The organism is Enterobacter sp. CP102 (assembly GCF_025152625.1).
Lineage (GTDB): Bacteria > Pseudomonadota > Gammaproteobacteria > Enterobacterales > Enterobacteriaceae > Enterobacter > Enterobacter soli.
Genome location: NZ_CP104014.1, coordinates 4,048,040 through 4,072,732, shown reverse-complemented (window position 1 = coordinate 4,072,732; position 24,693 = coordinate 4,048,040). Strand labels below are relative to the sequence as shown.

Here is a 24,693-nt window from a genome sequence, read left to right as displayed (position 1 = left end):
AACGTTTCTCTTATGTCTGCCAGATACGCGGCGAACAGGCGGTTTTGGGGGTTAAAAGCGGGCGAAGCGACTGCCAGATCTCGCGCATTACCCGCTGGCAAATCAGGTTGTCATGCGACAGAAAACGCACCGACAGCAAGTCGTCGGTGAGGGTGGCGCCGGCAAAATTGTCCAGCGGGCCGAGCCGTTCACGTACTGTTTCAAGGTGATTTTCGCTGGCGGGATAAAACAGTAACGTGCCGAGCCACGGATGCCCGGCCACGGGCGTGAGATCGCCGTTGCTGAGATGCTGGCGCTCAATCAGGCGCGGCGCGTCGTCGACCCAGACCTCAAGGCGGCTCTCCAGCGTGCCGTGGCTGAAGGTTTCATTAATGACCGGGCGGCCAAGACAGTACAGCTCCCAGGCCAGCAGGGTGCTGGATGCCCGCAGGTGAAAGACGGAACGCAATGCGGCATTCGCGCCGGGGAAGATAATGGTGTCCTGCGGTAGCCATTCCAGCGTTGCGTTATCATCAAGATAAAAGTGCTGGTTCAGGCAGGACTGCGGGCCGCTGCTGCGATAGAACTTACTGGCACCCGGCATGGTGATCAGCGCGTGGCTGTTGGCGTCGAGCCGGACAGAAATATCCAGCGTATCGCCGCCGACAACGCCACCTGGTGGGTGCAGGAGATAGAGGTGGCAGGTTTCACCTTCAGGGTAAAACGGCCGCTGAACGGTAAGCGGCCCGATGTGGTGAGCGGAATGCAGGAGGGTTTTCTCAGGGGTGTGACAAAATTGCAGAGCAAGTGTTGCCTGCCAGCCTTTGTAAGAGTTATCAGTGACCTGAGTTGCTAACATGCTGCATCCATCTGCTCACCATCGGGTTACGTTTCAGTATGCCCTGGCGGAAATGAAGGCTGTCATATGAGTCGCTTATGGATAAAAAAACCGGCTCAGGTGAGCCGGTTTCAGTAATGTAGGCCGGGTAAGCGCAGCGCCACCCGGCAGGAAAGGCGATGATATTATTAATAACGGGGTCTGCGAGACTACCGATAATCCTCCGCATCCACATCATACCCGGACGGTTCCCAGCGGATCGCCAGCAGTGAGGCCAGGCCGATAAATGGTGCCAGGGCGATCACCCAGAACACCGCAGTATCCAGAGAGGCGACCAGCAGTGGGAAGAGGAACAGCGATAGCGTTGAACTGCTGCGCATCAGCGTCTGGTTAAGGCCAACGCCCACGCCACGCAGCGAGGTCGGGTAGCTCAGGGAAGCAAACGTCATGGTGTGCGCGCCCGGACCAAAACCCTGACCAAACAGGAACAGGGCCAGCATTGCGACGGCAACCACGCCTTCCGTTGCCCCGTCAGGACGGCCAATTAACGCCAGCCCCAGCAGCGCCACAAGCTGGCAGGCGTAGCCCGCAAGCGACATCCGCCACGCGCCGAAGCGCGGGACGTAGCGCACCGCCAGCAGCCCGCCGACAAAGGCAAACAGCAGGTTAAGCACCAGCGAAATCAGAATGGTGGTCAGCATCGACTGCACAAAGAAGCTGGAGATAATCACCGGCAGACCAAAGGCGACGGCGTTATAGGCGAACGAGGAAACCACCGACAGCAGTGTGGCGAGCGTGGTGCGTCGTAAATAGATACCGCGGAACAGGTTCAGATAGTTTGACCATTTCGCCTTGTTGACCACCGGTGCGGGCTGGTCGAGTGCGTCCTGCGGCACGTGGGCATTAATGTTATACGACTGGCGTAAAATAGACGCCGCCTCTTTCAGGTTCCCCTGGTTCGCCGCCCAGACCGGAGACTCGCTCATATAGCGGCTACGGATCGCAATAATCACCAGCGCAGGCACCGCGCCAAAGCCGAGGATCAAACGCCACAGCCAGTCGCTGTGGCTTTCTGGCAGCACGGCGTAGAAAAAGAGCACCAGCAGGTAAGAGATACTGATGGCGGCATACCAGGTCGGGCACCACATGGCGACGCTGGAGGCCTTATTCCCCGGACCCTTGAGTTTGGCAAATTCGCTCAGAAACGCCATCGCCACCGGAAGGTCAATCCCCACGCCAAGACCCATCACAAAGCGTGCGCCTGCCAGTACATACTCGTTTGGCGCCAGCGCACAGGCGATGGCCGCGACCACAAAGAACACCATGTCGGCCATAAAGACGCGGTAGCGCCCGATTTTATCCGTGAGATAACCGCCGAGCAGCGCCCCGACAATGGCGCCGAAGGTAATTGCCGAAGCCACCATCCCGGTGCCCGCAGGGGTGAGACTGAATTCGCGGGTAATGTCTTTGATACCGAACGCCAGTGCGCCAAGATCGTAGGCATCGAGGAAAATCCCGCCCAGCGCGATACCGACCACGATACGGGCGTTGGCACGGCCCTGAGAGCCGTCGTTGACCAGGCGTGAAACGTCTGATGCGTTACGCACCCATTTAATGTCGCCATCCGGGGTGTTTCCTGCCGTGGAAAGGGGAGTTGTTTCTGTGATTTCTGCCATTTTTCTTTTTGTGTGGTTGTGTTGTGTACCTAACAGTTACCACAGGCAGAAGGTGACCAAAATCACATTTGGTTATAAGACATAACCTGAAGGGGAGATTGCTGCTGTAGGCCCGTGCAAGCAAAGCGCCGCCGGGCATGTCGATTACTCAGATTCTTTCTTTTTCCGCTTCAGCTTTGTCCAGATCTTCGTTTCCTGACGGCGCCACAAACGCTGAATATTATCGTGGTGACGCAGCAGGATCAGACATGAGAGCATCGATACCGGGAAGGTAAATTGCGGTTTGAACCACCAGACATAGAACGGCGCGATCAGCGCACTGACAATCGCCCCCAGAGACGAATAACCGCTCAGTAAAATGGTCAGCAGCCAGGTCCCTGCCATCACGCCGGTGAGATCCCAGCCGATAGGCGCAATCGCGCCAAATGCGGTGGCAACGCCTTTGCCGCCTTTAAAACCAAAGAAAACGGGCCAGATATGGCCGACGCAGGCGGCGATGGCGATGAGGCCAAGCCAAAACGGGGTAATGCCCAGAGCATACGCGCCCCAGACGGGTAGCATTCCTTTCAGTACATCAAAAACCAAAACCGCTACGGCTGCTCCCTTGCCGCCAATTCGTAGTACATTGGTCGCCCCGGGGTTCCCGGAACCACTTACGCGAGGGTCAGGTAACCCGGCGATTCGGCAGACCAGAATGGCGCTGGAGATTGAGCCGCAAAGGTAGGCGAGGAGGATCATTCCAGGCGCGATTGCACTCATAACGCTGTTCCGTTTTGAAAATGTATCTGTATTCTCAACATCTGTGGATAATACGCATAATTCGCCGGAAGTGGTATCCGGTTTAGCCAAAAAGCAGGCAGGTCGTGATGGATATTGTATTTATAGAGCAACTTTCGGTAATCACCACTATTGGTGTTTACGACTGGGAACAGACCATTGAACAGAAGCTGGTGTTCGATATCGAAATGGGCTGGGATAACCGCAAGTCGGCAAAAAGTGATGACGTCAATGACTGCCTCAGCTATGCCGATATCAGTGAAACGGTCATTGGCCACGTTGAAGGGCAACGTTTTGCGCTGGTGGAACGCGTGGCGGAAGAGGTGGCGGAACTGCTGCTGAACAAATTCAACTCACCCTGGGTGCGCATCAAACTGAGCAAACCGGGTGCGGTCGCTCGCGCAGCAAATGTTGGCGTTATTATTGAGCGTGGCCATAATCTGAAAGGGAGCAATTAACGTCATAATTGCTAAACCTTTTTCTGTTATATCGGTCTTAACGCTGTAACTTTCACGGTTGCCCGATGGGTGAACCGTTTTTTTATATCTTGTTAGGGGTTTATAGATGAGCGATATACACTCGCTGCTGGTGGCGGCAATACTGGGTGTGGTCGAAGGATTGACGGAGTTTTTGCCGGTTTCCAGTACCGGTCACATGATTATCGTTGGTCATCTGCTGGGCTTTGAAGGCGATACCGCAAAGACATTCGAAGTGGTTATTCAGCTCGGCTCCATTCTGGCCGTGGTTGTGATGTTCTGGCGTCGTCTGTTTGGTTTGATTGGCATTCACTTTGGCCGTTTGCCGCAGCGTGAGGGGGAAGGCACGGGCCGCCTGACGCTTATCCATATCCTGTTGGGGATGGTCCCGGCAGTCGTTTTGGGGCTGGTATTTCACGACACGATCAAATCGCTCTTCAACCCTATTAACGTAATGTACGCACTGGTGGTGGGTGGCTTCCTGCTGATTGCAGCAGAAGTGCTGAAACCGAAAACGCCACGTGCAGAAGGTCTGGATGATATGACCTATCGCCAGGCGTTTATGATCGGTTGCTTCCAGTGTCTGGCGCTGTGGCCGGGCTTCTCTCGTTCAGGGGCGACTATTTCCGGTGGGATGCTGATGGGCGTCAGTCGCTATGCGGCGTCGGAGTTTTCGTTCCTGCTGGCGGTGCCGATGATGATGGGCGCGACCGTGCTCGATGTCTATAAGAGCTACCACTTCCTGACCGCAGGCGACATTCCGATGTTCGCAGTGGGCTTTATCACCGCCTTTATCGTGGCGCTGATTGCGATCAAAACCTTCCTGCAACTGATTAAGCGTATTTCGTTTATTCCGTTCGCTATCTATCGCTTCATCGTGGCGGCTGCCGTCTACGTGGTCTTCTTCTGACCTGTTGCCCTCAGTTTTTGGGCTGAGGGCAACGCTGTTCCTTCCACGCGGTTACCGCGTCAATCCGGCGCTTTGTCATCTCTTCACGAATTTCCGGGCCTTTGAATCCGGCGTCGACAACATCTTTTGTCGGCACGGCTCGGGCAACATCCCAGGCTTCACGCAGCAAACGCCCTTGCGGGTAATCACAGGCTTCAAATCCGGTGCGCCCACGCACGTCGGCTTCGCTGGTTAAGGCGATTTGCTCCACGCGCTGCGGCTTGCGCCAGGCGTCGATGTTATCGAACAGCTTCACGATGGTAGCCGGTTTCAGGATCGGGAAGGTGTGGATCAGGTCATGGAATTCTGCCACCAGTTTCGCCAGGTCACGGATGTCGTTAGGCACGCGCAGGCGCTGGCAGAGCCCTTCAACCAGCTTCACGCCCGCCGGACCGTGTCCGTGGTGGCGCGGCCAGAACTCTTTTGGCGTTAACCCCTTACCAAGATCGTGGCACAGCGTGGAAAAACGCACGTCCACTTCCGGGCTTAGCATGGCAGCCATACTCAGGGTCATCAGCGTGTGAACGCCGGTGTCAATTTCCGGGTGCCATTTTGCCGGAGCCGGGACGCCAAACAGATTATCCACTTCCGGGAAGAGCACTTTCAGCGCGCCGCAATCGCGCAGCACCTGGAAAAAAACCTGCGGGTTGCGGGTCGTCAGGGCGTTTTCCGTCTCTTTCCAGACGCGTTCTGGTGTGAGGTGCTCCAGTTCGCCCGCATCCGTCATGGCCGTCATCAGCGCCATTGTCTCATCGGCGATTCGGAAGCTCAGATGGGCGTAACGGGCAGCAAAGCGCGCCACGCGCAGCACGCGCAGCGGGTCTTCGGAAAAGGCAGGGGAGACATGACGCAGAATGCGGTTGCGCAGATCGTCCTGGCCGCCGTATGCGTCAATGATGTTGCCCTGGTCGTCCTGCGCCAGGGCGTTAATCGTGAGATCGCGGCGCAGTAAATCTTGCTCCAGGGTTACGTCCGGCGCGGCATAGCAGGTAAAACCGGTATAACCGGAGCCGGATTTTCGTTCCGTGCGCGCCAGGGCGTACTCTTCGCGGCTTTTGGGATGCAGAAAAACAGGAAAATCGCGGCCTACCTGCTGGTAGCCCGCGTTAAGCATCTCTTCTGGCGTGGCGCCGACCACCACCCAGTCTTTATCTTTGACCGGCAGACCTAACAACGCATCACGAACCGCACCACCGACCAGATAACTCTTCACGCCCAACACTCCCGTTTTCTCTTTTCGCAAGATAGTACGTAAGTCTGGCATCGAAGACGAATTAATTCATCCAGCGGTCTTTACGCTTACGGCTAGGGATAAGGAGTGGCAGAACCAGACCCAGCACCAGACCGACGCCCAGCACGCCGCCGCCATACATGAACCACTGCATGATGATGGTGCGTTGTTTGTCATCGAGCTGGAGATTGGCGGCATTCACTTTCTTCTGTGCGACAATCAGCTCGTTTTTCAGCTTCTGGTTTTCGTCCTTCAGGCCGCTAATCACGCTGTCGCTCTGCGCCACTTTCTGCTGCATTTCTGCGGTGCGCTGGTTCCAGGTGCCGTCAATATTGTTCAGCTTGTCGGTCAGGGTTTTTACCTGATTTTCCAGATCCGGTACGCGGGTGCGCAGGCTTGGCACATTGCTCAGCTCTTTCAGTGGGATCCAGGAAGTACGACCGGTGCTATCACGAACCTGACCATAGTTGGTGTCAGTGTTGGTCTGTAAAAGCGACACTTCCTCGCCGGCATTAACCGTGCCCACGAGGCGATAATTATCCCCAGGGCCGCTGCGTACCCAGGTGTTCAGTTCGTCAGAAACGTAACGTTTCTCTTCAGCGTGGACCGCCGTCGCGGCGCTAAAAGCAAGTAAAGTGAGTCCAATCAGGCGTAATTTAAGCATATCAGTCGTTATTTTCATAAAAAGTGGAACGATAGTAGTGGTAACAGTGTCTCTACGCAAAGTATTCATCATCAATCAGAATCTTCTGTGTCCTGTTAACCACTGCTTCAAACTTTTACGCCCGTCAAATTGCTCATTGCGTGGCAATTTGGCGCAAAATACTATGTACTGACAAGAAACTGGCGAGTAAGTTCGCCTTAATTGATTCAGCTGTGACGCAACCGTAAGTACAAGACTATGGCTCAAGAGATCGAATTAAAATTTATAGTAGAAAAAGAGAGCGTTGACGCACTCCGTCAACACTTGCATCAGCTGACCGGCGAACATCATGAACCGGTTCAACTGCTCAACATCTATTACGAAACGCCGGACAACTGGCTGCGCCGTCATGACATGGGGCTGCGCATTCGTGGTGCCAGCGGGTGCTACGAAATGACGATGAAAATCGCCGGCCGTGTGGTAGGCGGTTTACATCAGCGTCCTGAATATAATATCGACATCAGCAAGCCCGAACTTGAACTGGATCGTTTCCCGGCCGAAGTCTGGCCTGAAGGCGAGTTGCCAGCAACGCTCGCGGAGCAGGTGCAACCGTTGTTCAGCACCGATTTCTGGCGCGAAAAATGGCTGGTGAACGAAGGTAAAAGCCGCATTGAAATCGCCCTCGATTTGGGTGAGGTAAAAGCGGGTGAATTCCAGGAGCCAATCTGCGAACTAGAGCTTGAGTTGCTCGAAGGCGATGCCGACGACGTGCTGAAGCTGGCACGCAAGCTGGTGAATCAGTCCGGTTTACGCCAGGGGAGCCTGAGCAAAGCCGCGCGCGGATACCATCTGGCGGCCGGGAATGCGCCACGCGTGCTGAAGCCGACCACTATTTTGCGCGTCGCACCGAAAGCCTCTGTAGAGCAAGGGCTGGAAGCCTCTCTGGAGCTGGCGCTTTCGCAATGGCAATATCATGAAGAGCTGTGGTCACGCGGCGTGAAAGGGGCGAAAGCCCATGTGCTGGCGGCGATTGGCCTGGTGCGCCATACCCTGGCGCTGTTTGGCGGTATTGTTCCTCGTAAAGCGAGCGCTCACTTACGTGATTTACTGACGCAAACCGAAGCGGTGATGCTTTCGGATGTGTCGGCGCAAACAGCCATCTACAGCCCGCAAACCGCAACGGCAAAACTGGCGCTGACAGAGTTCCTGGTGTCGCGCGGCTGGCGTACATTCCTGGACGCGAAAGCGCAGGCTAAAATCGCCGATTCGTTCAAACGTTTTTCCGATACCCATCTTTCTCGCCATGCCGCTGAACTGAAAACCACCTTCGCGTACCCGCTGGGCGATCAGTATGGCGATCAGCTTCCTCGTCTGGCGCGCAATATCGACAGCATTTTGCTGCTGGCGGGTGCATACGATGACGCCAAAGCGCAGGCCTGGCTGGATAACTGGCAGGGGCTGAAGCACGCTATCGAAACCCGGCAACACATAGAAATAGAGCATTTCCGCAACGAGGCCATTTCTCAGGATCCGTTCTGGCTGCACAGCGGAAAACGTTAACTCTGGCAAGGAACCCCAATAATGCCGCTCTCTTCGCAGTTACAGCAGCAGTGGCAGACCGTTTGCGAACGTCTGCCTGAGTCATTACCAGCGTCATCATTAAGCGAGCAGGCTAAAAGCGTGCTCACGTTCAGTGATTTTGTGCAGGAAAGCGTAACTGCTAACCCTGACTGGCTGGCGGAGCTTGAGAGCTCGCCGCCGCAGGCTGACGAGTGGCAGCATTATGCCGGCTGGCTACAAACCGCGCTCAGTGGCGTGACAGACGAAGCAACGCTGATGCGCGAGCTGCGTCTGTTCCGCCGTCGGGTGATGGTGCGTATTGCCTGGGCGCAGGCGCTGGCGCTGGTTAGCGAAGAGAGCACGTTGCAACAGCTGAGCGAACTGGCGCAGACGCTGATTGTCGCGGCACGAGACTGGCTGTACGACGCCTGCTGCAAAGAGTGGGGCACGCCGTGCAGCGAAGAGGGGGTTCCTCAGCCGTTGCTGATCCTGGGGATGGGCAAGCTCGGCGGTGGAGAGCTGAATTTCTCTTCTGATATCGACCTGATCTTTGCCTGGCCGGAGAAAGGAACAACGCGCGGCGGTCGGCGTGAGCTGGACAACGCGCAATTCTTTACCCGCCTGGGGCAGCGCCTGATTAAAGCGCTGGATCAACCCACTCAGGATGGCTTCGTCTATCGCGTGGATATGCGTTTGCGTCCGTTTGGCGACAGCGGCCCGCTGGTGCTGAGCTTTGCGGCGCTGGAAGATTATTACCAGGAGCAGGGGCGCGACTGGGAACGTTATGCGATGGTCAAAGCGCGGATCATGGGTGATAACGGCGATGTCTACGCCAACGAGCTGCGCGCTATGCTGCGCCCGTTTGTGTTCCGCCGCTATATCGATTTCAGCGTGATCCAGTCACTGCGTAACATGAAAGGGATGATTGCCCGCGAGGTGCGCCGCCGTGGCCTGAAAGACAACATTAAACTCGGCGCCGGCGGTATTCGTGAAATCGAGTTTATCGTTCAGGTGTTCCAGCTTATTCGCGGCGGGCGTGAGCCTTCACTGCAATCCCGTTCGCTGCTGCCGACCCTGACCGCCATTGAGCAGCTTCATCTTCTGCCGGAAGGGGATGCCAGCACGCTTCACGACGCTTATTTGTTCCTGCGTCGGCTGGAAAACCTGCTGCAAAGCATTAACGATGAGCAAACGCAGACCCTGCCGGGAGATGACCTTAATCGTGCGCGTCTGGCCTGGGGAATGCGGGTGGACGACTGGACGGCGCTGACCGAAAATCTGGAAGCCCACATGGCGGGCGTACGCCGGATCTTTAACGACCTTATCGGCGACGATGAAAGTGAATCTCAGGACGATACGCTCTCTGAACACTGGCGCGAGCTGTGGCAGGATGCGTTGCAGGAAGACGACACTACGCCGGTACTGGCGCACTTAAGTGACGACGACCGTCACCGCGTGGTGGTACTGATTGCCGATTTCCGTGGCGAGCTGAACAAGCGTGCGATCGGCCCGCGTGGCCGCCAGGTGCTTGATCATCTGATGCCACATCTTCTGAGCGATGTCTGCTCCCGTGCGGATGCGCCTGTGCCATTGTCGCGCATGATGCCACTGCTGAGCGGCATCATCACGCGGACAACCTACCTTGAACTGCTGAGCGAATTCCCCGGCGCGCTGAAACACCTGATCACGCTGTGCGCCGCATCACCGATGGTGGCCAATAAGCTTGCCCGCTACCCGCTGCTGCTGGACGAACTGCTCGATCCGAATACGCTTTATCAGCCGACGGCGACCGATGCCTACCGGGATGAACTGCGTCAGTACTTGCTGCGCGTGCCGGAAGAGGATGAAGAGCAACAGCTGGAGGCGCTGCGTCAGTTTAAGCAGGCACAGATGCTGCGTGTGGCCGCGGCAGATATCGCCGGTACACTGCCGGTAATGAAAGTGAGCGATCACTTAACCTGGCTTGCCGAAGCCATCATCGATGCGGTGGTACAACAGGCGTGGATGCAAATGGTGGCGCGCTACGGGCAACCGAAACATCTGGCCGACCGTGAAGGCCGCGGTTTTGCCGTGGTGGGTTACGGGAAGCTTGGCGGCTGGGAGTTGGGCTATAGCTCCGACCTTGATTTGATCTTCCTGCATGACTGCCCGGTGGATGTGATGACCGACGGCGAACGTGAGATCGACGGGCGTCAGTTCTATCTGCGTCTGGCGCAGCGCATTATGCACCTGTTCAGTACCCGCACCTCGTCAGGCATTTTGTATGAAGTGGACGCGCGTCTGCGCCCGTCGGGTGCCGCAGGGATGCTGGTGACGTCCACCGAGTCGTTTGCCGATTATCAGCAAAACGAAGCCTGGACGTGGGAGCATCAGGCGCTGGTGCGCGCGCGCGTCGTCTATGGCGATCCGCAGCTTAAAACCCAGTTTGATTCTATCCGCCGTGACGTGATGACCAAAACGCGTGACGGCAGCACGCTGCAAACCGAAGTGCGTGAAATGCGTGAAAAAATGCGCGCCCACTTAGGCAATAAACATCGCGATCGCTTTGATATTAAAGCCGATGAAGGCGGTATTACGGATATCGAGTTTATTACACAGTATCTGGTGCTGCGTCATGCTAACCAGAAGCCGAAGCTTATCCGCTGGTCGGACAATGTGCGCATTCTGGAACTGCTGGCGCAAAACGACATTATGGATGAGCAGGAAGCGCAGGCGTTAACGCGCGCCTACACTACGCTTCGCGATGAGCTGCATCATCTGGCATTACAGGAACAGCCCGGCAATGTGGCGCTGGACTGTTTTACGCAGGAACGCGCGCAGGTTACCGCCAGCTGGCAGAAGTGGCTGGTGGAACCGTGCGTAACAAAACAAGTGTGATATTATCGCGCGCAAATTGTGAATCTTTCTGGAGTCAGGAATGAAAGTAACACTGCCAGAGTTTGAACGTGCTGGGGTTATGGTTGTCGGTGATGTGATGCTGGATCGCTACTGGTATGGGCCAACCAGCCGCATCTCCCCGGAAGCACCTGTTCCGGTGGTCAAGGTCGACACCATTGAAGAGCGTCCTGGCGGCGCGGCAAACGTGGCGATGAACATTGCTTCTCTGGGGGCGCATTCGCGTCTGGTTGGGCTGACCGGTATCGACGATGCGGCGCGTGCGCTGAGCAAGTCGCTGGCGGACGTGAACGTGAAGTGCGACTTCGTTTCGGTGCCGACACACCCGACGATCACCAAACTGCGTGTACTTTCCCGTAACCAGCAGCTGATCCGCCTCGACTTTGAAGAAGGGTTTGAAGGTGTTGATCCTGAGCCGCTGCACGAGCGCATCAACCAGGCGCTGGGGAATATTGGCGCGCTGGTGCTTTCCGACTACGCCAAAGGTGCGCTGGCAAGCGTCCAGAAGATGATCCAGCTGGCGCGTAAAGCCAATGTCCCTGTGCTGATCGACCCGAAAGGGACGGATTTTGAACGCTACCGTGGTGCAACGCTGCTGACGCCAAACCTTTCTGAGTTTGAAGCGGTGGCGGGCAAGTGCAAAACGGAAGCTGAAATTGTTGAACGCGGCATGAAGATCATTGCTGATTTCGAGCTGTCTGCACTGCTGGTGACCCGCTCAGAGCAGGGCATGACCCTGATTCAGCCGGGTAAAGCGCCACTGCATATGCCGACTCAGGCGCAGGAAGTGTATGACGTGACCGGTGCTGGCGATACGGTGATTGGCGTGCTGGCGGCAACGCTTGCCGCGGGTAACTCGCTGGAAGAAGCCTGCTACTTTGCTAACGCTGCGGCGGGCGTGGTGGTCGGCAAGCTGGGGACATCAACTGTTTCCCCTATCGAGCTGGAAAACGCCGTGCGTGGCCGCTCAGATACCGGTTTCGGTGTGATGAGCGAAGACGAGCTGAAAGCCGCTGTTGCCGCCGCGCGTAAACGCGGCGAGAAAGTGGTGATGACCAACGGCGTGTTCGATATTCTGCACGCCGGGCATGTCTCGTATCTGGCGAATGCGCGTAAGCTGGGCGATCGCCTGATTGTGGCGGTGAACAGCGATGCGTCAACAAAACGCCTGAAGGGCGAAACGCGTCCGGTGAACCCACTGGAACAGCGTATGATCGTGCTTGGCGCGCTGGAAGCGGTGGACTGGGTTGTCTCGTTTGAAGAAGATACTCCGCAGCGCCTGATCGCCGGTATTTTGCCGGATCTGCTGGTAAAAGGCGGTGATTACAAGCCAGAGCAAATCGCCGGTAGCGAAGAGGTCTGGGCCAACGGCGGTGAAGTGATGGTGCTCAACTTTGAGGACGGGTGTTCTACCACCAACATCATTAAGAAGATCCAGAAAGACAGTCAGTAAAAAAACGGGCCATTCGGCCCGTTTTTTTTCATGTCGGATAACCCGACCGACACGCTCATGTAGGCCCGGTAAGCGAAGCGCCACCGGGCGATACAGGCCGCACTTACTCCTGGTCGCCCACTGGTGGAATGGCCGGTGCCGGTTTCACTTCTTCCGGCGCATTACGGTTTTCCAGCTCGGTTAAACGCTGTTCCAGCAACGCCAGTTTTTCGCGGGTGCGCAACAGTACCTGTGTCTGCACGTCAAACTCTTCACGGCTGACCAAATCAAGGCGAACCAGCTGCGCCTGCAACGTCTGGCGGATTTTCTTCTCAACGTCATCACCAAATTCACGAATACCTTTTGGCATGGACTCATGGACCTGGCGCGCAATTTGCTCAATTTTTTTCGGGTCAATCATTGTGGCTTCCCTTGATGAAACGGTGTTAATGACCATTGTAGCGCGTCATGCCCCAGGATAAACCAATATTGTTTGAAGCTTATGCATTGCCCAGGTTAATCAATAGCGTTATAGTTACTTCGCTTATTCTCAGGGCGGGGCGAAATTCCCCACCGGCGGTAAATCAGCGTGACGCTGAAAGCCCGCGAGCGCTTTGGGTGAAAACTCAAAGGTCAGCAGATCCGGTGTAATTCCGGGGCCGACGGTTAGAGTCCGGATGGGAGAGAGTAACGATCAAGTCGGGCATGGGCCCGCTCACGTTATTTTTTTGCCGCTTATGTGGCGCTCCTAAGACTGCCCTGATTCTGGTAACCATAATTTTAATGAGGTTTTTTTACCATGAATCAGACGCTACTTTCCTCTTTTGGCACTTCAACTCAGCGTGTTGAACATGCACTGGATGCACTGCGCGAAGGCCGCGGTGTGATGGTGCTTGACGATGAAAACCGTGAAAACGAAGGCGACATGATTTTCGCCGCCGAAAACATGTCCGTTGAACAGATGGCGCTGACCATCCGTCACGGCAGCGGCATCGTATGCCTGTGTATTACCGAAGATCGTCGTAAGCAGCTTGAGCTGCCGATGATGGTCGAAAACAACACCAGCGCGTTTGGTACCGGGTTTACCGTGACCATCGAAGCGGCGCACGGCGTGACCACCGGTGTGTCTGCGGCTGACCGTCTGACCACCGTCCGTGCCGCGATTGCCGATGATGCGAAACCTTCTGATCTGCATCGTCCGGGCCACGTCTTCCCACTGCGCGCGCAGGCGGGCGGCGTACTGACACGCGGCGGCCACACCGAAGCGACTATCGACCTGGTGACTCTGGCTGGCTTCAAACCAGCAGGCGTTTTGTGTGAGCTGACCAACGATGATGGCACCATGGCGCGTGCGCCAGAGTGCATCACCTTTGCGCGTCTGCACAACATGCCGGTTGTAACGATTGAAGATCTGGTGGAGTACCGCCAGGCGCACGAGCGCAAAGCCAGCTGAAATGGCTGATGTGAAAATGCCGGGCGCTGCCCGGCTTTTTTGTTTCTGGCAGGTGCGGCTAGTTACTGGTAGTTAATTTTGACAATAATGTCTTTACTGAATGGCCCGAGAGTAATAGCTTCACCCGGTTTGTGGGTGAGCTCAGCCGTATAATCGTGCGTTTGTGTCGTCACCGTATCATCAGGGTGATAGGTTGCAAAAGGAAGATACTGATTGTACGTCACGTCGCCATTAGTTTTATCAATGAGGCGCATGAGTAAACCATTTCCCATGTCCAGGTGCGTATCATCATAGAGCGTATCGGTGGTGTAAAAACTGGTCGTGATATCAAACTGTTCCGTACAACCCGCAGTGGCATCCTTAATTGTCGAGACGCTAAAGGGGGCAGTGTGTGCCCTGGACTTAATGGCGCTTTCAGTGAATTGCCCAAAACTCACAATCTGATTATCAGGATAAATTCTTATATTCACTCCGCAATCAAGAAAATGGATATTAGACAGACCATTAATATCGTAGTGGAGGTTTTTTGCGCCAGGCATGACGTTGATTCCACCGATACCATCAAAAGTCAGCACCGTGACAGCAGGAAACGTGTAATCAAACTGCTCTTTAGGCACTGTTTTTAACTTAACGTAGAGACGAAATCGTACCGTAAAGGAGACATTTTTCTGAATCGTTGTTCCATTGCAGGCTGCAACTTTATACGTACGGGAATAGTCATCCATTTTGTCTAAACATGCCCCTGTGTCGATTTTTATATCAGGGGTATCGTAGTCAACGCCGCTATAGGTCACGCCGAATGCCAGATAGGGATTATTCGTTACCAGACTGTCCGTGTTGTGAAAACTGTCCAGAATGTACGCGTATATATTCTCGCTCCAGGGATCGTCTTCAACGGATTTCTTATGATCTCGCGTAGCGCCGTCACAGTAAACGGTGACCAGCAGATCGCCACTTTCCCAGATTTTCTGTCCTGACGGCGCATTGGCCGGTACGGTGAAAGCCGGAAGTGTTGTCGTGACCAGGCTTGCGCCGCCAGAACTATTTTTATAGCAGTTTAATGCCCATGCGGAGGATGAAAACATGCAGCAAATAACGATCATAGCGAGGTAGACTTTTTTCATTATTATCCCTTTTTCACCGGCTTGCTCTGGCAGTTGGTCTGCACCGCATTGCAGCTCACTTTAAACATTTCCAGCCCGCCGTAATCGCCGACATAACCAATCTGAAATTCTGCAGGTAAATTTGGTAGCGTCTGAGAGGCCTGACCGAAAGGTTCAACCATCACGCTTTCTGCGCCTGGTAGCAGCGTTTTGCCATTCAGTCCGATATATCCCACGGTGATATAATAGGGGCTGGAATTTTTGAGTTGCAGGCCGTCAGAAGAACGGGATATGACCACTTTATCCAGTGGTACAAATTGTCCCTCTTTCAGCTCAATAGCTTTTGGCCGCCAGAACAGTTTAAGGCGGCTTTGCATAGCAATTTGCATCACGTTCTCCTGCTCTGCTTTTGGTGGTATCTCCCGCATGTTGTAATAAAACAGCGACTCCCGATCGGCTGGAAGCCGGCTGAGGTTTTGCTGTGCCATCAGGCGTACCTGCGCCTGTTCGTCAGGCTCGATACGCAACAATGGCGGAATAGGGGAGATAAACTCGCGTGTTTTTTTACCCTCTTTGTCCTCTATCCACGACTGAGCCAGATAAGGGTCGGTTTTACTCTGGTTCGTCAGCCTGACCGACACGCTTTTTGCTGAGGCGTTGAAAATGATGCGAGTTCTGTCGGGCGATACGGTGGCGTGTGCAAAATTACAAACGCCGAGGAAACAGATAAGTCCCTTTGAGAAAATGGAGATGTTCATTTTATTCATCCTGAATTAATGCACTGTTTTACAAGGTAAAAATATAGCGTCACCGCTGAGATTGCTTTGGTTCGGCGGCGTAATTTCGCACGTTTTGCCAGACCAGGTCAGACGTAACGTACTGTTTTCCTGAATCCCGCTGAGATAAGCGAACCCTTCTTCTGCAACCAGCCCGACTTCTTTGCCAGAGGCTTTATCGATGATGCTGATGCCCAGAGGGGGGAACTGACCGTTTTCCTGGCGAATAACGCCAACGATTTGGTAACCGGTGGTGGCATTGAGTTTGCTATATCCGATGGCGCCTTCCGTTAGCGTGGTGCGAATGACGGAGTTTTCGATATCCACCCCGTCTGGCAAATTGTTGCTGTTAACGCGAAGCGTGGAAGTGGTGTAGTTTGTCAGTGACGGAACCACGGCAATGCCGAATGTATTTGTTCGCGTCCGTGAGCCATTGACTTCAATACCTGCCACACCCTCGGCATCGACCATCATGCGGGCGTTATCTGCCGGGCTGTAATCATGCAGCGCCATACCATAGCGGGTGGCGGTGAATGAACCATTCCAGCCTGCGCTGACAGAGTTGTAATGGTTGGGTTGTACGCTGCCGCTGAGGTTCAGGCGGCCATAAGGCGAGTAGTGTTGATAACCACCGCGCAATGATGGCTCACCATTGCTGAGATCGTCTTCCGTGGCAGATGCCGAAATATTCCAGGTATTATTTCTGTCGGACGAGTCGAAATAGGAGGCCATATGCGAAGTGTTATCGCCACCCGAACGCTGATAGCTGTACATAATGCTACGGCTTTGTTCCAGCGGCAGGGTAAATGAAAAGTAGACCTGGTTTTCGTCACTGTCATCCCAGTGAACGCGGCTTAGCGCCAGAGAAGCGGACAATCCGCGCAGGTTGCCAATATCAAAATTTCGGCTCACAGAGAGTGAATAGTTAGTACTGCTGCTGTCGTTCCAGTATGTGTTGCGCGTGAGGTTGAGATAGGTGTTCAGTTCCAGTGCATCGATATACTGGTTGAATGAGATGACATAACTCTCTTTTTCATTACTTACCGAATCATCACCTTCTCTTGAAGAGAGGTATTCACTCATGGAGACATAATCTTCATCGGAGAAGCGGTATCCTGCGAATGTGACCTGACTGCCGGTGGATTCGAATCGTTTGGCATAGTTTGCCCGGTAGCTGAAACCACGCTGCTTTTCGTCTTTCTTCTGGCGCAAATTTGCTTCCGCACCCGTGATGTCGAACGACAGAGAGCCAAAACTGTTCAGGTTAAAACCCACGCCTGTTGTGAGGGCCTGGTAATCGTCGGCTGTGAGCATTGTGCCACCGTAGAGTGAAACACTGCTGAGCCATCCCCAGGATGCTTCACCGGTCCAGAACAGCGGGTTGTTAACGCTGTTATTCCCCGTTGTGGTCGGTTTGCCAATGGAGGATTTGTATCGCACCTGACCTTTTCGGGTCAGGAAAGGAATAGATGCCGCTCCAACCTGGAAGGTACTTTTGCGTCCATCTTCTTCTTCAACGACTACGTCCAGCTGTCCCTGAAACGTATCGCCAAGATCGGATATGGTGAAAGGACCCGGGGCCACCGTTGTTTGATAGAGCACACGTCCTGACTGTGAAACGGTCACTTTAGCATTCGTCTGGGCAATACCCGTGATTTGCGGGGCATAGCCTTGCAGATCGGGTGGTAGCATACTTTCATCACTTTCTATGGATGCGCCGGTAAAATGGAACGTATCGAAAATGTCAGAACTCAGATCGTATTGCCCAACCGTGAACTTTGATGCCAGAGACGGAATTGGGCGATAGAGATAGGTCCTTGCCAGGCTGCTGTCGGTGCCAACGGAGTGGCCATTGATGAAGTTTTGGTTGTACTGGTAATCCGAACGTAAACGCCATGCGCCGAGGTTAAAGCCTGCCGTACCATAAGAGCTGATATTTTGGCTGGAATCCCCGCCGTCAGGATCGTACTGGCTGGCATAGATGTTGTAATCCAGTAGTGCGCCCCCGATACCTTCATCCCAATATTCGGGTGGTGTCCAGTTGGCTGCCTGATATTTCATCCAGGCCTGAGGCACGACGATAGACAACACCATGGTCGCTTTATTCAGCGAGTAAGTGAGTTCAGGATTGCTACTGAGATCCAGACAACCGGTATTATTCAGATTATGAAGGGTATTAATGAATTCACTACTGAGCCCAAATTCTTCAAGCTGGCTCTGTGTTAAGCACAATTGCGAGCCGCTTTCATTTTCTGTTGCAAACCACTCCATTGTCATGGCTTGCGGCAGGGTGTTTTTATTCACCTGAATACGGACCAGATACTTTCCTGGCGTGATATGCCCTTTTTTTTCGAACTGGGAGATATCAATATTATTACGATCTTCTGCATCAATCATATCGGTGTTGAATTCCACTGCGATAGCTGGAAAAGATAATACTGCTGTACAGAGTGTTGTATGCAGAGAGCGTTTTATTAAAAGGGATAGTTTATTGAGGCCAAAGCCGGAATGTTTGCGCATAAAACCATTCATTTGATAAAGCGTTCTCGTAATGCCGGTGGACGACCACCGGCAGGAATAAAAAAATGATTAGAAGCTATTACTTGTAATCCAGCACATAGTTTGCCTGTGCCTGAACATTACCCGGGGTAGCAGTGCTTCCGGATACGGGCTCCATACGTGCTTTGAAGTTCAGCTCCTGATAGGCGTTAGTCGTTGGGAAACTGACTTCTTTCGGTGTACCTAAGGTGACTTTATTGTTTCCGCTATCCAGCAAACGGACACCTACGCCGGTAGCGCCGCCGATGTTGCCATCAAGGGTGTTTTTCAGCAGGCTGGTATCGGTGGTATCGGTTGCAGAAGAGGTAAAGGTGACTTTCACTTTATCAACCGTTGTGGTTGTTTGCCCACTGGTTGTGGTCAGGATGCAGTCCTGCAAGTGAATATTCACATCAACGGGAAGGGAGTTTTTACCGCTGTTCAGTACGCTGTCAGCAACATCACCTAACTCAATAGTCTGGTCTACGTCATCCGGAGCAATTGAACATGGCGCACTAATAACTTCGCCAGTAAATGTGATTTTACCTGAACCCTGGCTATCGTCAGCGAAGGCGTTAAATGCAGAGCCGGACATAAGTGCGGTGGTGATGAGTGCTAACACTTTTTTATTACGCATTAATATAATCCTTTATAAACAATTGAAAATAGAATGCGCTGTTCAATAACTCACGGATGTAATACTCGCTCAGACAAGATTATTTACAGCTCATTACGGGAGGAAATCTAACAGGGGAAATGGAGTAATGCATTTTAGTTTTAATTAAAGTGTGTGTTATGAAAATTAAATTCATTCACTGTAATTATAAGAGGGTGTGTTTTTTGGGTCTTTTAATTGGTATATATCAAATAAGAATTTAATTATGATGTGCAAACATCGCTTTTTTATATTGAAAATTGATTTATGAAGTAAATGAGTGGGTTGTTTCATGCATTTAAGTGATATATCTATGATATAGATAATATAACGGGCGCTTTTAGATTAAGCGCCCGGACGTAAAGTCAGCCAATTCCAGCCGTTTGTAACACGACCAGGCTAAGACCCATCACAGACATCCCGCACAGCACACCGTAGCTGGGGTTATTGTCAGGATCGATCTCTTTCGCCAGCGGCATAAGCTCATCTACCGAAAGCGCAACCATAATCCCGGCTACAGCCGCCATAATGGCCGCCATCACGACAGGTGAAACCAGACTCCCGAGAATTAGCCATGCCAGCACACCTCCGAGGATTTCGGCCATCCCGGAAATGCCCGCCCAGAAGACAGCGGTGCGTTTTGAGCCCGTAGCAGCATAAACCGGCCCGGCAACGGCCAGTCCTTCAGGAATATTGTGCAACGCCACGGCAAGCGCAATGCCAAAACCCAACTCCAGGTTATTGCTGGCGGTCACGTAGGTGGCAACGCCCTCGGGGAAGTTATGCAGGCTGATGCCCAGCGTCAGTAAAACTGCGGTGCGCTTAATGTTGCGCGGCATCGGTGCCACGTTTTTCTGCATAAGATCCTGAGGATGCGCGTGGGGTAACATACGGTCGAGCGCAAAGTAACCCAGCAGGCCAAACACAAACATGCCGTAGCCCAGCACCGGAGACATGCCTTCTGTGCCAAGCGCAGCAGGAAGCATCTCCATCAGAGAGATAAGCAGCATAATGCCGGCGGCAAAACCCAGTGAGAACGCCAGCACGCGGTTAGAGGGCTTCTGACCCAGCACGCCAAGAATTGCACCGATAAACGTCGCGGCACCTGCAAGTATTGTCAGGATCAACGGGACTGACATGCACTGCTCCTTATGATAATGATTCTCATTAATATTAATGATTCATTTGTGGCAAAGCGAGAGCAGAGACTCTGCTTTACACATTCCTTACATTCAAATTTCCTGATGATGATCTTCACGCTTATCTGCGTTCATCTTTACCAGATTACGCGTAATGTAGAATCATCAAATTGACACCTTCTGTAAGGATATCACCATGACTTCTTCTCGTATGCCAGCACTGTTTTTAGGCCACGGCAGCCCAATGAACGTTCTGGAAGATAACGTCTATACCCGCGCCTGGCGTCATCTGGGAGAGACGTTGCCACGCCCGAAAGCAATTGTGGTGGTTTCCGCGCACTGGTTTACCCGTGGCACAGGCGTGACTGCGATGGAAGCGCCAAAAACTATCCATGATTTTGGTGGATTCCCGCAGGCATTATATGACACGCATTATCCGGCACCTGGCTCGCCTGCGCTGGCACAGCAGCTGGTGGATCTGCTGGCACCTGTTCCGGTCGCGCTGGATAAAGAAGCCTGGGGCTTTGACCACGGCTCATGGGGTGTGCTCATCAAAATGTATCCGGATGCCGATATCCCGATGGTACAGCTGAGTATCGACAGCACTAAACCTGCGGCCTGGCATCTGGAGATAGGTCGTAAGCTTGCATCACTGCGTGATGAAGGCATTATGCTGGTGGCGAGCGGTAACGTGGTGCACAACCTGCGTACGGCACGCTGGCACGGAGAGAATACGCCGTACCCGTGGGCAACATCATTCAACGATTTTGTAAAAGCGAATCTGACCTGGCAAGGTCCGGTTGAGCAGCACCCTCTGGTGAACTATCTGGAACACGAGGGCGGTTCACTCTCTAACCCAACGCCGGATCACTTCCTGCCGCTGCTGTATGTCTTAGGCGCGTGGGACGGCCAGGAGCCGATTACGATCCCGGTTGATGGTATTGAGATGGGGAGTTTGAGTATGTTGTCGGTGCAGATCGGTTAAAAACATGCCGGGTGGCGGTTTAGCCTTACCCGGCCTACATGTCGCGCGTAGGCCCGGTAAGCGTAGCGCCACCGGGCAAGCCTTATTCGACGAAGATATGCGGATAGAACCGTGACAGATCCTGAGTGATCAGCGCGCGATCTTCGCGGATGCCGATCCCGGCAGGCTGATCGTTGATGAGCCAGCTGCCAATCAGCGTATAGCTGTCGCCAAACTTCGGCAGTTGATAAAACTGCTGGACGATCATCCCTTCTTCGCCGTAAGGCCCTTCAACCGCTTCCAGCGTTTTGCCGTTTTCGATAATGGACACGTTGGCTCCTTCGCGAGAGAAGATAGGCTTCACGACGTATTTATCCATCGGCGGGAAATCATCTTCAGCGAAGTATGCAGGGAGCAGATTAGGGTGGTTCGGGAACATCTCCCACAGCATCGGCAGCAGCGCTTTGTTAGAGATAATGCTCTTCCAGGCAGGCTCCAGCCAGCGCACGCCAGCATCTTCCAGTTTGGTCGAGAACATCTCGCGCAGCATGTATTCCCACGGATAGAGCTTGAACAGGTTACTGATCACCTGATCCTGCATATCCGTGAACTGACCCTTTTCACCCAGACCGATATCTTCAATATAAAGGAACTCGGTCGCCACTTCGGCTTCGGCTGCGCAGTCCTGTAAGTACTGCACTGTGCCACGATCTTCTTCTGTATCGCGACAGCAGGCGAGATGCAGCAGGTTAAAGCCATGCTGTTCACGCAGTTCGCCAAAGCGCTCAATCAGCTTTTCCTGAAGGCTGTTGAACTGGTCACTGCCTTCCGGCAGGTTTCCGGCGTTCACCTGGTCTTCAAGCCAAATCCACTGGAAGAACGCCGCTTCATACAGAGAGGTTGGCGTGTCGGCGTTGTTTTCTAAAAGCTTAGGCTCACCCACGCCGTCCCATGCCAGGTCGAGGCGCGAGTAAAGCGATGGCTGGCTGGTTTTCCATGACTGGCGAACGAAGCTCCAGGTGTGTTTTGGAATGCGGAATTTAGCCATCAGCTCGTCGCTGTCGATGACTTTATCAACCACTTTCAGGCACATCTGGTGCAGCTCAGCGGTTACCTCTTCCAGTTTCTCTACCTGGGCGAGGGTGAGCTTGTAATAGGCGTCTTCACACCAGTACGGCTCGCCGTACATGGTGTGAAAATTAAAGCCGTATTCGGTCGCTTTTTCGCGCCAGTCCGGGCGCTCGTTGATACTGACTCGTTCCATGATCAGCCGCCCATTGAGCGGGTGGAAGAACCCGTTGCGCTACGCTGCATGGAGGTTTGTTTTGCAACAGACTCACCAAAACCGCCGCGGGTAATGGTGCTGGTGGTCGCAGGTTTTGGCGCCATCGCGGTTTTCGGCACGGTCATTGTACGGCCAGGCTGTGCAGCACCGTAACCTTTACCGCTGGCATCGGTGTACTGACCGTAGGCCGGGCTTGCCGGGTTTTTCGAGCTAAACAGCGGCTGCTGCTGGTAGCCAGCACCGCCGCCCATCAGACGACCCATCATGTAACCGGCCATCAGCGGCATCCAGAAACTGCCGCTGGATTGCGCCTGCGCCTGGTTTTCAGGAGCCGTGCCCGCCTGAGCTGGCGCCTGCTGGCACTGGCCTTCGCCAAATTCAGCGACGCAGTCAGCGCGTGAGGCATATTTCGGTGCAGTACGCTCTGCTTCTTTCAGTGCCGTGTTGTACGCAGTGGTACATTCTGCGGCTTTGCCGGTGGCGGCTGAACAGTCGTCCGCGTTCTGATACAGCGATACCGTTTCGTCGGTTTTCTCACAGCCCGCCAGCATAAAGACGGCGGTGATCGCCAGCGCGACAGGAGTGAGATGGCGCGCGTTCCAGCTTTTGCGGAACGATGCGTGATTAATCGATTTTGTCCGTTTCATTTTTGTCTTCCAGGACCCAGTGGTAGAACGAAGTAAATAAGGCTCAGGATAGAGGATGAGTGGTCGAAAATGAAGCTAAGAGGGGCGGAAACAGGGAGATCTTTACGTTGACTTACGTTCGGATGTGATTTTGCGCCGGGTGGCGCTGCGCTTACCCGGCCTACGATTATGTAGGCCCGATAAGCGAAGCGCCATCGGGTAATGCTTAGTTACGGAACGGATTGCTGCCGGTGTTGGTACGTGCTGCCGCTGGCTGTGCAGCAGGCGCGCTGCCTTCAGCGTTGAAGTTATCCACCGCGGCAACCTGCTGTGGATTTTCTGGCGCAACGCTATCTGGTGATGTAGAAACCGGTTTGCCGAGTGCAGCGTTCAACCCTTGCAGATCCTGCTCATTCAACGTACCCAGTGCTGATTTGATGTTCAGCTGGTTAATCAGGTAAGTGTAACGTGCGCTGGAGAGCTGTTGCTTTGCGTTATACAGCGTGGTGGTCGCGTCTAACACGTCAACGATGGTACGAGTCCCCACCGAGTAGCCTGCTTCCATCGCATCCAGGGAGCTTTGTGCAGAAACAACGGCTTGTTTATAGGCGTTGATGCTGCTGATAGAGGCGTTGACGTTGTTGAAGGAGGAACGCACGGTCTGAACAACGTTGCGGTGTGCGCTTTCCAGCTGCTCGCTGGCACCCACAAAGTTGTACTGCGCTTGTTTCACCTGCGAGTTCACCATCCCGCCCTGATACAGCGGCAGAGAGAAGCTCAGGCCGACTTTGTTCTGGCCGATATTGCTGTCGTCATACTGAGTGGAGTTAGTTTTAGAACCGCTGTAGGTAGTGTCAGACACGCCAGTCGACGCGCTCAGACTCAGGGTTGGCAGATGACCATCCTGTGCCTGACGAATCTGTTCACGCGCCAGATCCTGGCTCAGACGCGCCTGAAGCAAGGTCAGGTTGCGGTTTTCTGCTTCTTTCAGCAGCGCATTTACCGTCTGTGGTTTGTCCGTTTTGAAATGGTCCACGTTCAGCGAGGCCAGTTCAGGGTAGTAGTTACCGGTGACCTGACGCAGCGATTCCAGTGCGTTATCCAGGTTGTTACGCGCGGTCACTTCGTTTGCCAGTACGCTGTCGTATTGTGAACGGGCGTTCTGCACGTCAGTAATCGCAACCAGGCCCACATTGAAACGCTGGGTGGTTTGGTCTAACTGACGATAAATCGCCTGTTTCTGCGCTTCGGTGTAGGAGAGCGAATCGATCGCGCTCAGCACGTTGAAGTACGCGGTTGCGGTATTCAGGATCAGCGTCTGCTGATCGGTCTGATAGGTTACGTCCTGGATGCCCGCGCTTTTTTCCTGCAAGGTCAGCGCACGCCATTTGGACATATCAAACAGGGTTTGCGTTAACTGCAGTGATGCGCTGGTCGCATTGGAGTTAACGCCGTTAGAATCGCGGAAACCGTTGCTGTAGGTGTAATCTGCACCCAAGCCCAGTTGTGGCAGCAGCGGGCTACGCGCTTCGTTAATTTTTTCAAACGCAGCATCACGGTCGGCCGCTGACTTACGCAGGTCAGGGTTACCCAGACGTGCCTGCTGATACACCTGTAACAGGTTTTCTGCCTGGCTCATTGCGCTGAAGCCCGTCAGGCTCAGGCCGATAAGGATGGGGAGCAATTTCTTCATTTGCA

At 53.9% G+C, this 24,693-nt stretch carries 21 protein-coding genes and 1 riboswitch; of the genes, 7 read left to right on the top strand and 14 right to left on the bottom strand.

Annotated features, from left to right (window positions below; all coding sequences use genetic code 11):
- Window positions 1-10 precede the first annotated feature (10 nt).
- The 3 genes from N1249_RS19175 to plsY form a co-directional block, all read right to left on the bottom strand.
- A complete protein-coding gene (locus N1249_RS19175) occupies window positions 11-838 on the bottom strand; it encodes an urease accessory protein UreD (protein WP_259832083.1) in 828 nt (275 codons plus the stop codon).
- A gap of 188 nt (window positions 839-1,026) precedes the next feature.
- Window positions 1,027-2,493 (bottom strand): MFS transporter, encoded by a 1,467-nt coding sequence (locus tag N1249_RS19170; protein WP_259832081.1) that lies wholly within the window; start codon window positions 2,491-2,493, stop codon window positions 1,027-1,029.
- 144 nt (window positions 2,494-2,637) lie between these two features.
- Window positions 2,638-3,252 carry a glycerol-3-phosphate 1-O-acyltransferase PlsY gene (gene plsY, locus N1249_RS19165; RefSeq protein WP_166717973.1) on the bottom strand — a complete coding sequence of 205 codons (615 nt, stop codon included), beginning with the start codon at window positions 3,250-3,252 and terminating at the stop codon, window positions 2,638-2,640.
- A 107-nt stretch (window positions 3,253-3,359) separates the two neighbouring features.
- On the opposite strand from plsY, the gene folB reads away from it, so the two are divergent.
- Window positions 3,360-3,728, top strand: a complete 369-nt coding sequence (folB, locus tag N1249_RS19160; RefSeq protein ID WP_259832079.1) for a bifunctional dihydroneopterin aldolase/7,8-dihydroneopterin epimerase — start codon at window positions 3,360-3,362, stop codon at window positions 3,726-3,728.
- 106 nt (window positions 3,729-3,834) lie between these two features.
- Complete coding sequence (bacA, locus tag N1249_RS19155; RefSeq protein ID WP_259832077.1) at window positions 3,835-4,656, top strand: undecaprenyl-diphosphate phosphatase; 822 nt, start codon at window positions 3,835-3,837, stop codon at window positions 4,654-4,656.
- Between the two features lie 10 nt (window positions 4,657-4,666).
- On the opposite strand, the gene N1249_RS19150 is transcribed toward bacA, so the two are convergent.
- Together N1249_RS19150 and N1249_RS19145 are read right to left on the bottom strand one after the other, a co-directional pair.
- Entirely contained in the window at window positions 4,667-5,908 is a 1,242-nt protein-coding gene (locus N1249_RS19150) for a multifunctional CCA addition/repair protein (protein ID WP_259832075.1), read from the bottom strand.
- A 61-nt stretch (window positions 5,909-5,969) separates the two neighbouring features.
- Window positions 5,970-6,590, bottom strand: coding sequence for a TIGR04211 family SH3 domain-containing protein (locus N1249_RS19145; protein ID WP_014071800.1), 621 nt, complete (start codon window positions 6,588-6,590; stop codon window positions 5,970-5,972).
- Between the two features lie 237 nt (window positions 6,591-6,827).
- Between N1249_RS19145 and N1249_RS19140 the strand changes: the two genes are divergently transcribed.
- Genes N1249_RS19140 through hldE form a run of 3 tightly spaced genes read left to right on the top strand, consistent with a single transcriptional unit; the run spans window position 6,828 to window position 12,477 of the window.
- A complete protein-coding gene (locus tag N1249_RS19140; protein WP_259832073.1) occupies window positions 6,828-8,129 on the top strand; it encodes an inorganic triphosphatase in 1,302 nt (433 codons plus the stop codon).
- 18 nt (window positions 8,130-8,147) lie between these two features.
- On the top strand, window positions 8,148-11,006 hold the full coding sequence (gene glnE / locus N1249_RS19135; protein ID WP_259838221.1) for a bifunctional [glutamate--ammonia ligase]-adenylyl-L-tyrosine phosphorylase/[glutamate--ammonia-ligase] adenylyltransferase: 2,859 nt from the start codon (window positions 8,148-8,150) through the stop codon (window positions 11,004-11,006).
- A 40-nt stretch (window positions 11,007-11,046) separates the two neighbouring features.
- Window positions 11,047-12,477, top strand: coding sequence for a bifunctional D-glycero-beta-D-manno-heptose-7-phosphate kinase/D-glycero-beta-D-manno-heptose 1-phosphate adenylyltransferase HldE (gene hldE / locus N1249_RS19130; protein WP_259832071.1), 1,431 nt, complete (start codon window positions 11,047-11,049; stop codon window positions 12,475-12,477).
- A gap of 103 nt (window positions 12,478-12,580) precedes the next feature.
- On the opposite strand, the gene ubiK is transcribed toward hldE, so the two are convergent.
- Window positions 12,581-12,877 (bottom strand): ubiquinone biosynthesis accessory factor UbiK, encoded by a 297-nt coding sequence (gene ubiK / locus N1249_RS19125; RefSeq protein WP_259832069.1) that lies wholly within the window; start codon window positions 12,875-12,877, stop codon window positions 12,581-12,583.
- A gap of 121 nt (window positions 12,878-12,998) precedes the next feature.
- Window positions 12,999-13,149, top strand: a riboswitch (FMN riboswitch).
- 106 nt (window positions 13,150-13,255) lie between these two features.
- On the opposite strand from ubiK, the gene ribB reads away from it, so the two are divergent.
- On the top strand, window positions 13,256-13,909 hold the full coding sequence (gene ribB, locus N1249_RS19120; RefSeq protein ID WP_259832067.1) for a 3,4-dihydroxy-2-butanone-4-phosphate synthase: 654 nt from the start codon (window positions 13,256-13,258) through the stop codon (window positions 13,907-13,909).
- 62 nt (window positions 13,910-13,971) lie between these two features.
- Here the strand turns inward: ribB and N1249_RS19115 are convergent, their stop codons facing one another.
- The 5 genes from N1249_RS19115 to zupT all read right to left on the bottom strand — a co-directional run bounded on the left by N1249_RS19115 (window position 13,972) and on the right by zupT (window position 20,120).
- Window positions 13,972-15,033: a fimbrial protein gene (locus N1249_RS19115; RefSeq protein WP_259832065.1), complete on the bottom strand. Its 1,062-nt coding sequence runs from the start codon at window positions 15,031-15,033 to the stop codon at window positions 13,972-13,974.
- Between the two features lie 2 nt (window positions 15,034-15,035).
- Window positions 15,036-15,779 carry a molecular chaperone gene (locus tag N1249_RS19110; RefSeq protein WP_409193151.1) on the bottom strand — a complete coding sequence of 248 codons (744 nt, stop codon included), beginning with the start codon at window positions 15,777-15,779 and terminating at the stop codon, window positions 15,036-15,038.
- A 6-nt stretch (window positions 15,780-15,785) separates the two neighbouring features.
- On the bottom strand, window positions 15,786-18,308 hold the full coding sequence (locus tag N1249_RS19105; RefSeq protein ID WP_259832062.1) for a fimbria/pilus outer membrane usher protein: 2,523 nt from the start codon (window positions 18,306-18,308) through the stop codon (window positions 15,786-15,788).
- A gap of 79 nt (window positions 18,309-18,387) precedes the next feature.
- Window positions 18,388-18,963, bottom strand: a complete 576-nt coding sequence (locus N1249_RS19100; RefSeq protein WP_259832060.1) for a fimbrial-like protein — start codon at window positions 18,961-18,963, stop codon at window positions 18,388-18,390.
- A 383-nt stretch (window positions 18,964-19,346) separates the two neighbouring features.
- Window positions 19,347-20,120: a zinc transporter ZupT gene (zupT, locus tag N1249_RS19095; RefSeq protein ID WP_259832058.1), complete on the bottom strand. Its 774-nt coding sequence runs from the start codon at window positions 20,118-20,120 to the stop codon at window positions 19,347-19,349.
- A gap of 196 nt (window positions 20,121-20,316) precedes the next feature.
- Between zupT and ygiD the strand changes: the two genes are divergently transcribed.
- Entirely contained in the window at window positions 20,317-21,105 is a 789-nt protein-coding gene (gene ygiD, locus N1249_RS19090; RefSeq protein WP_259832056.1) for a 4,5-DOPA dioxygenase extradiol, read from the top strand.
- A gap of 82 nt (window positions 21,106-21,187) precedes the next feature.
- Here ygiD and N1249_RS19085 read toward each other — a convergent pair whose 3' ends face one another.
- From N1249_RS19085 to tolC, 3 genes are all read right to left on the bottom strand, one after another.
- Window positions 21,188-22,348 (bottom strand): glutathionylspermidine synthase family protein, encoded by a 1,161-nt coding sequence (locus N1249_RS19085; protein ID WP_259832050.1) that lies wholly within the window; start codon window positions 22,346-22,348, stop codon window positions 21,188-21,190.
- Between the two features lie 2 nt (window positions 22,349-22,350).
- On the bottom strand, window positions 22,351-23,016 hold the full coding sequence (locus N1249_RS19080; protein WP_182062484.1) for a DUF1190 family protein: 666 nt from the start codon (window positions 23,014-23,016) through the stop codon (window positions 22,351-22,353).
- A gap of 205 nt (window positions 23,017-23,221) precedes the next feature.
- Window positions 23,222-24,688 (bottom strand): outer membrane channel protein TolC, encoded by a 1,467-nt coding sequence (tolC, locus tag N1249_RS19075; protein WP_014071786.1) that lies wholly within the window; start codon window positions 24,686-24,688, stop codon window positions 23,222-23,224.
- Window positions 24,689-24,693 lie beyond the last annotated feature (5 nt).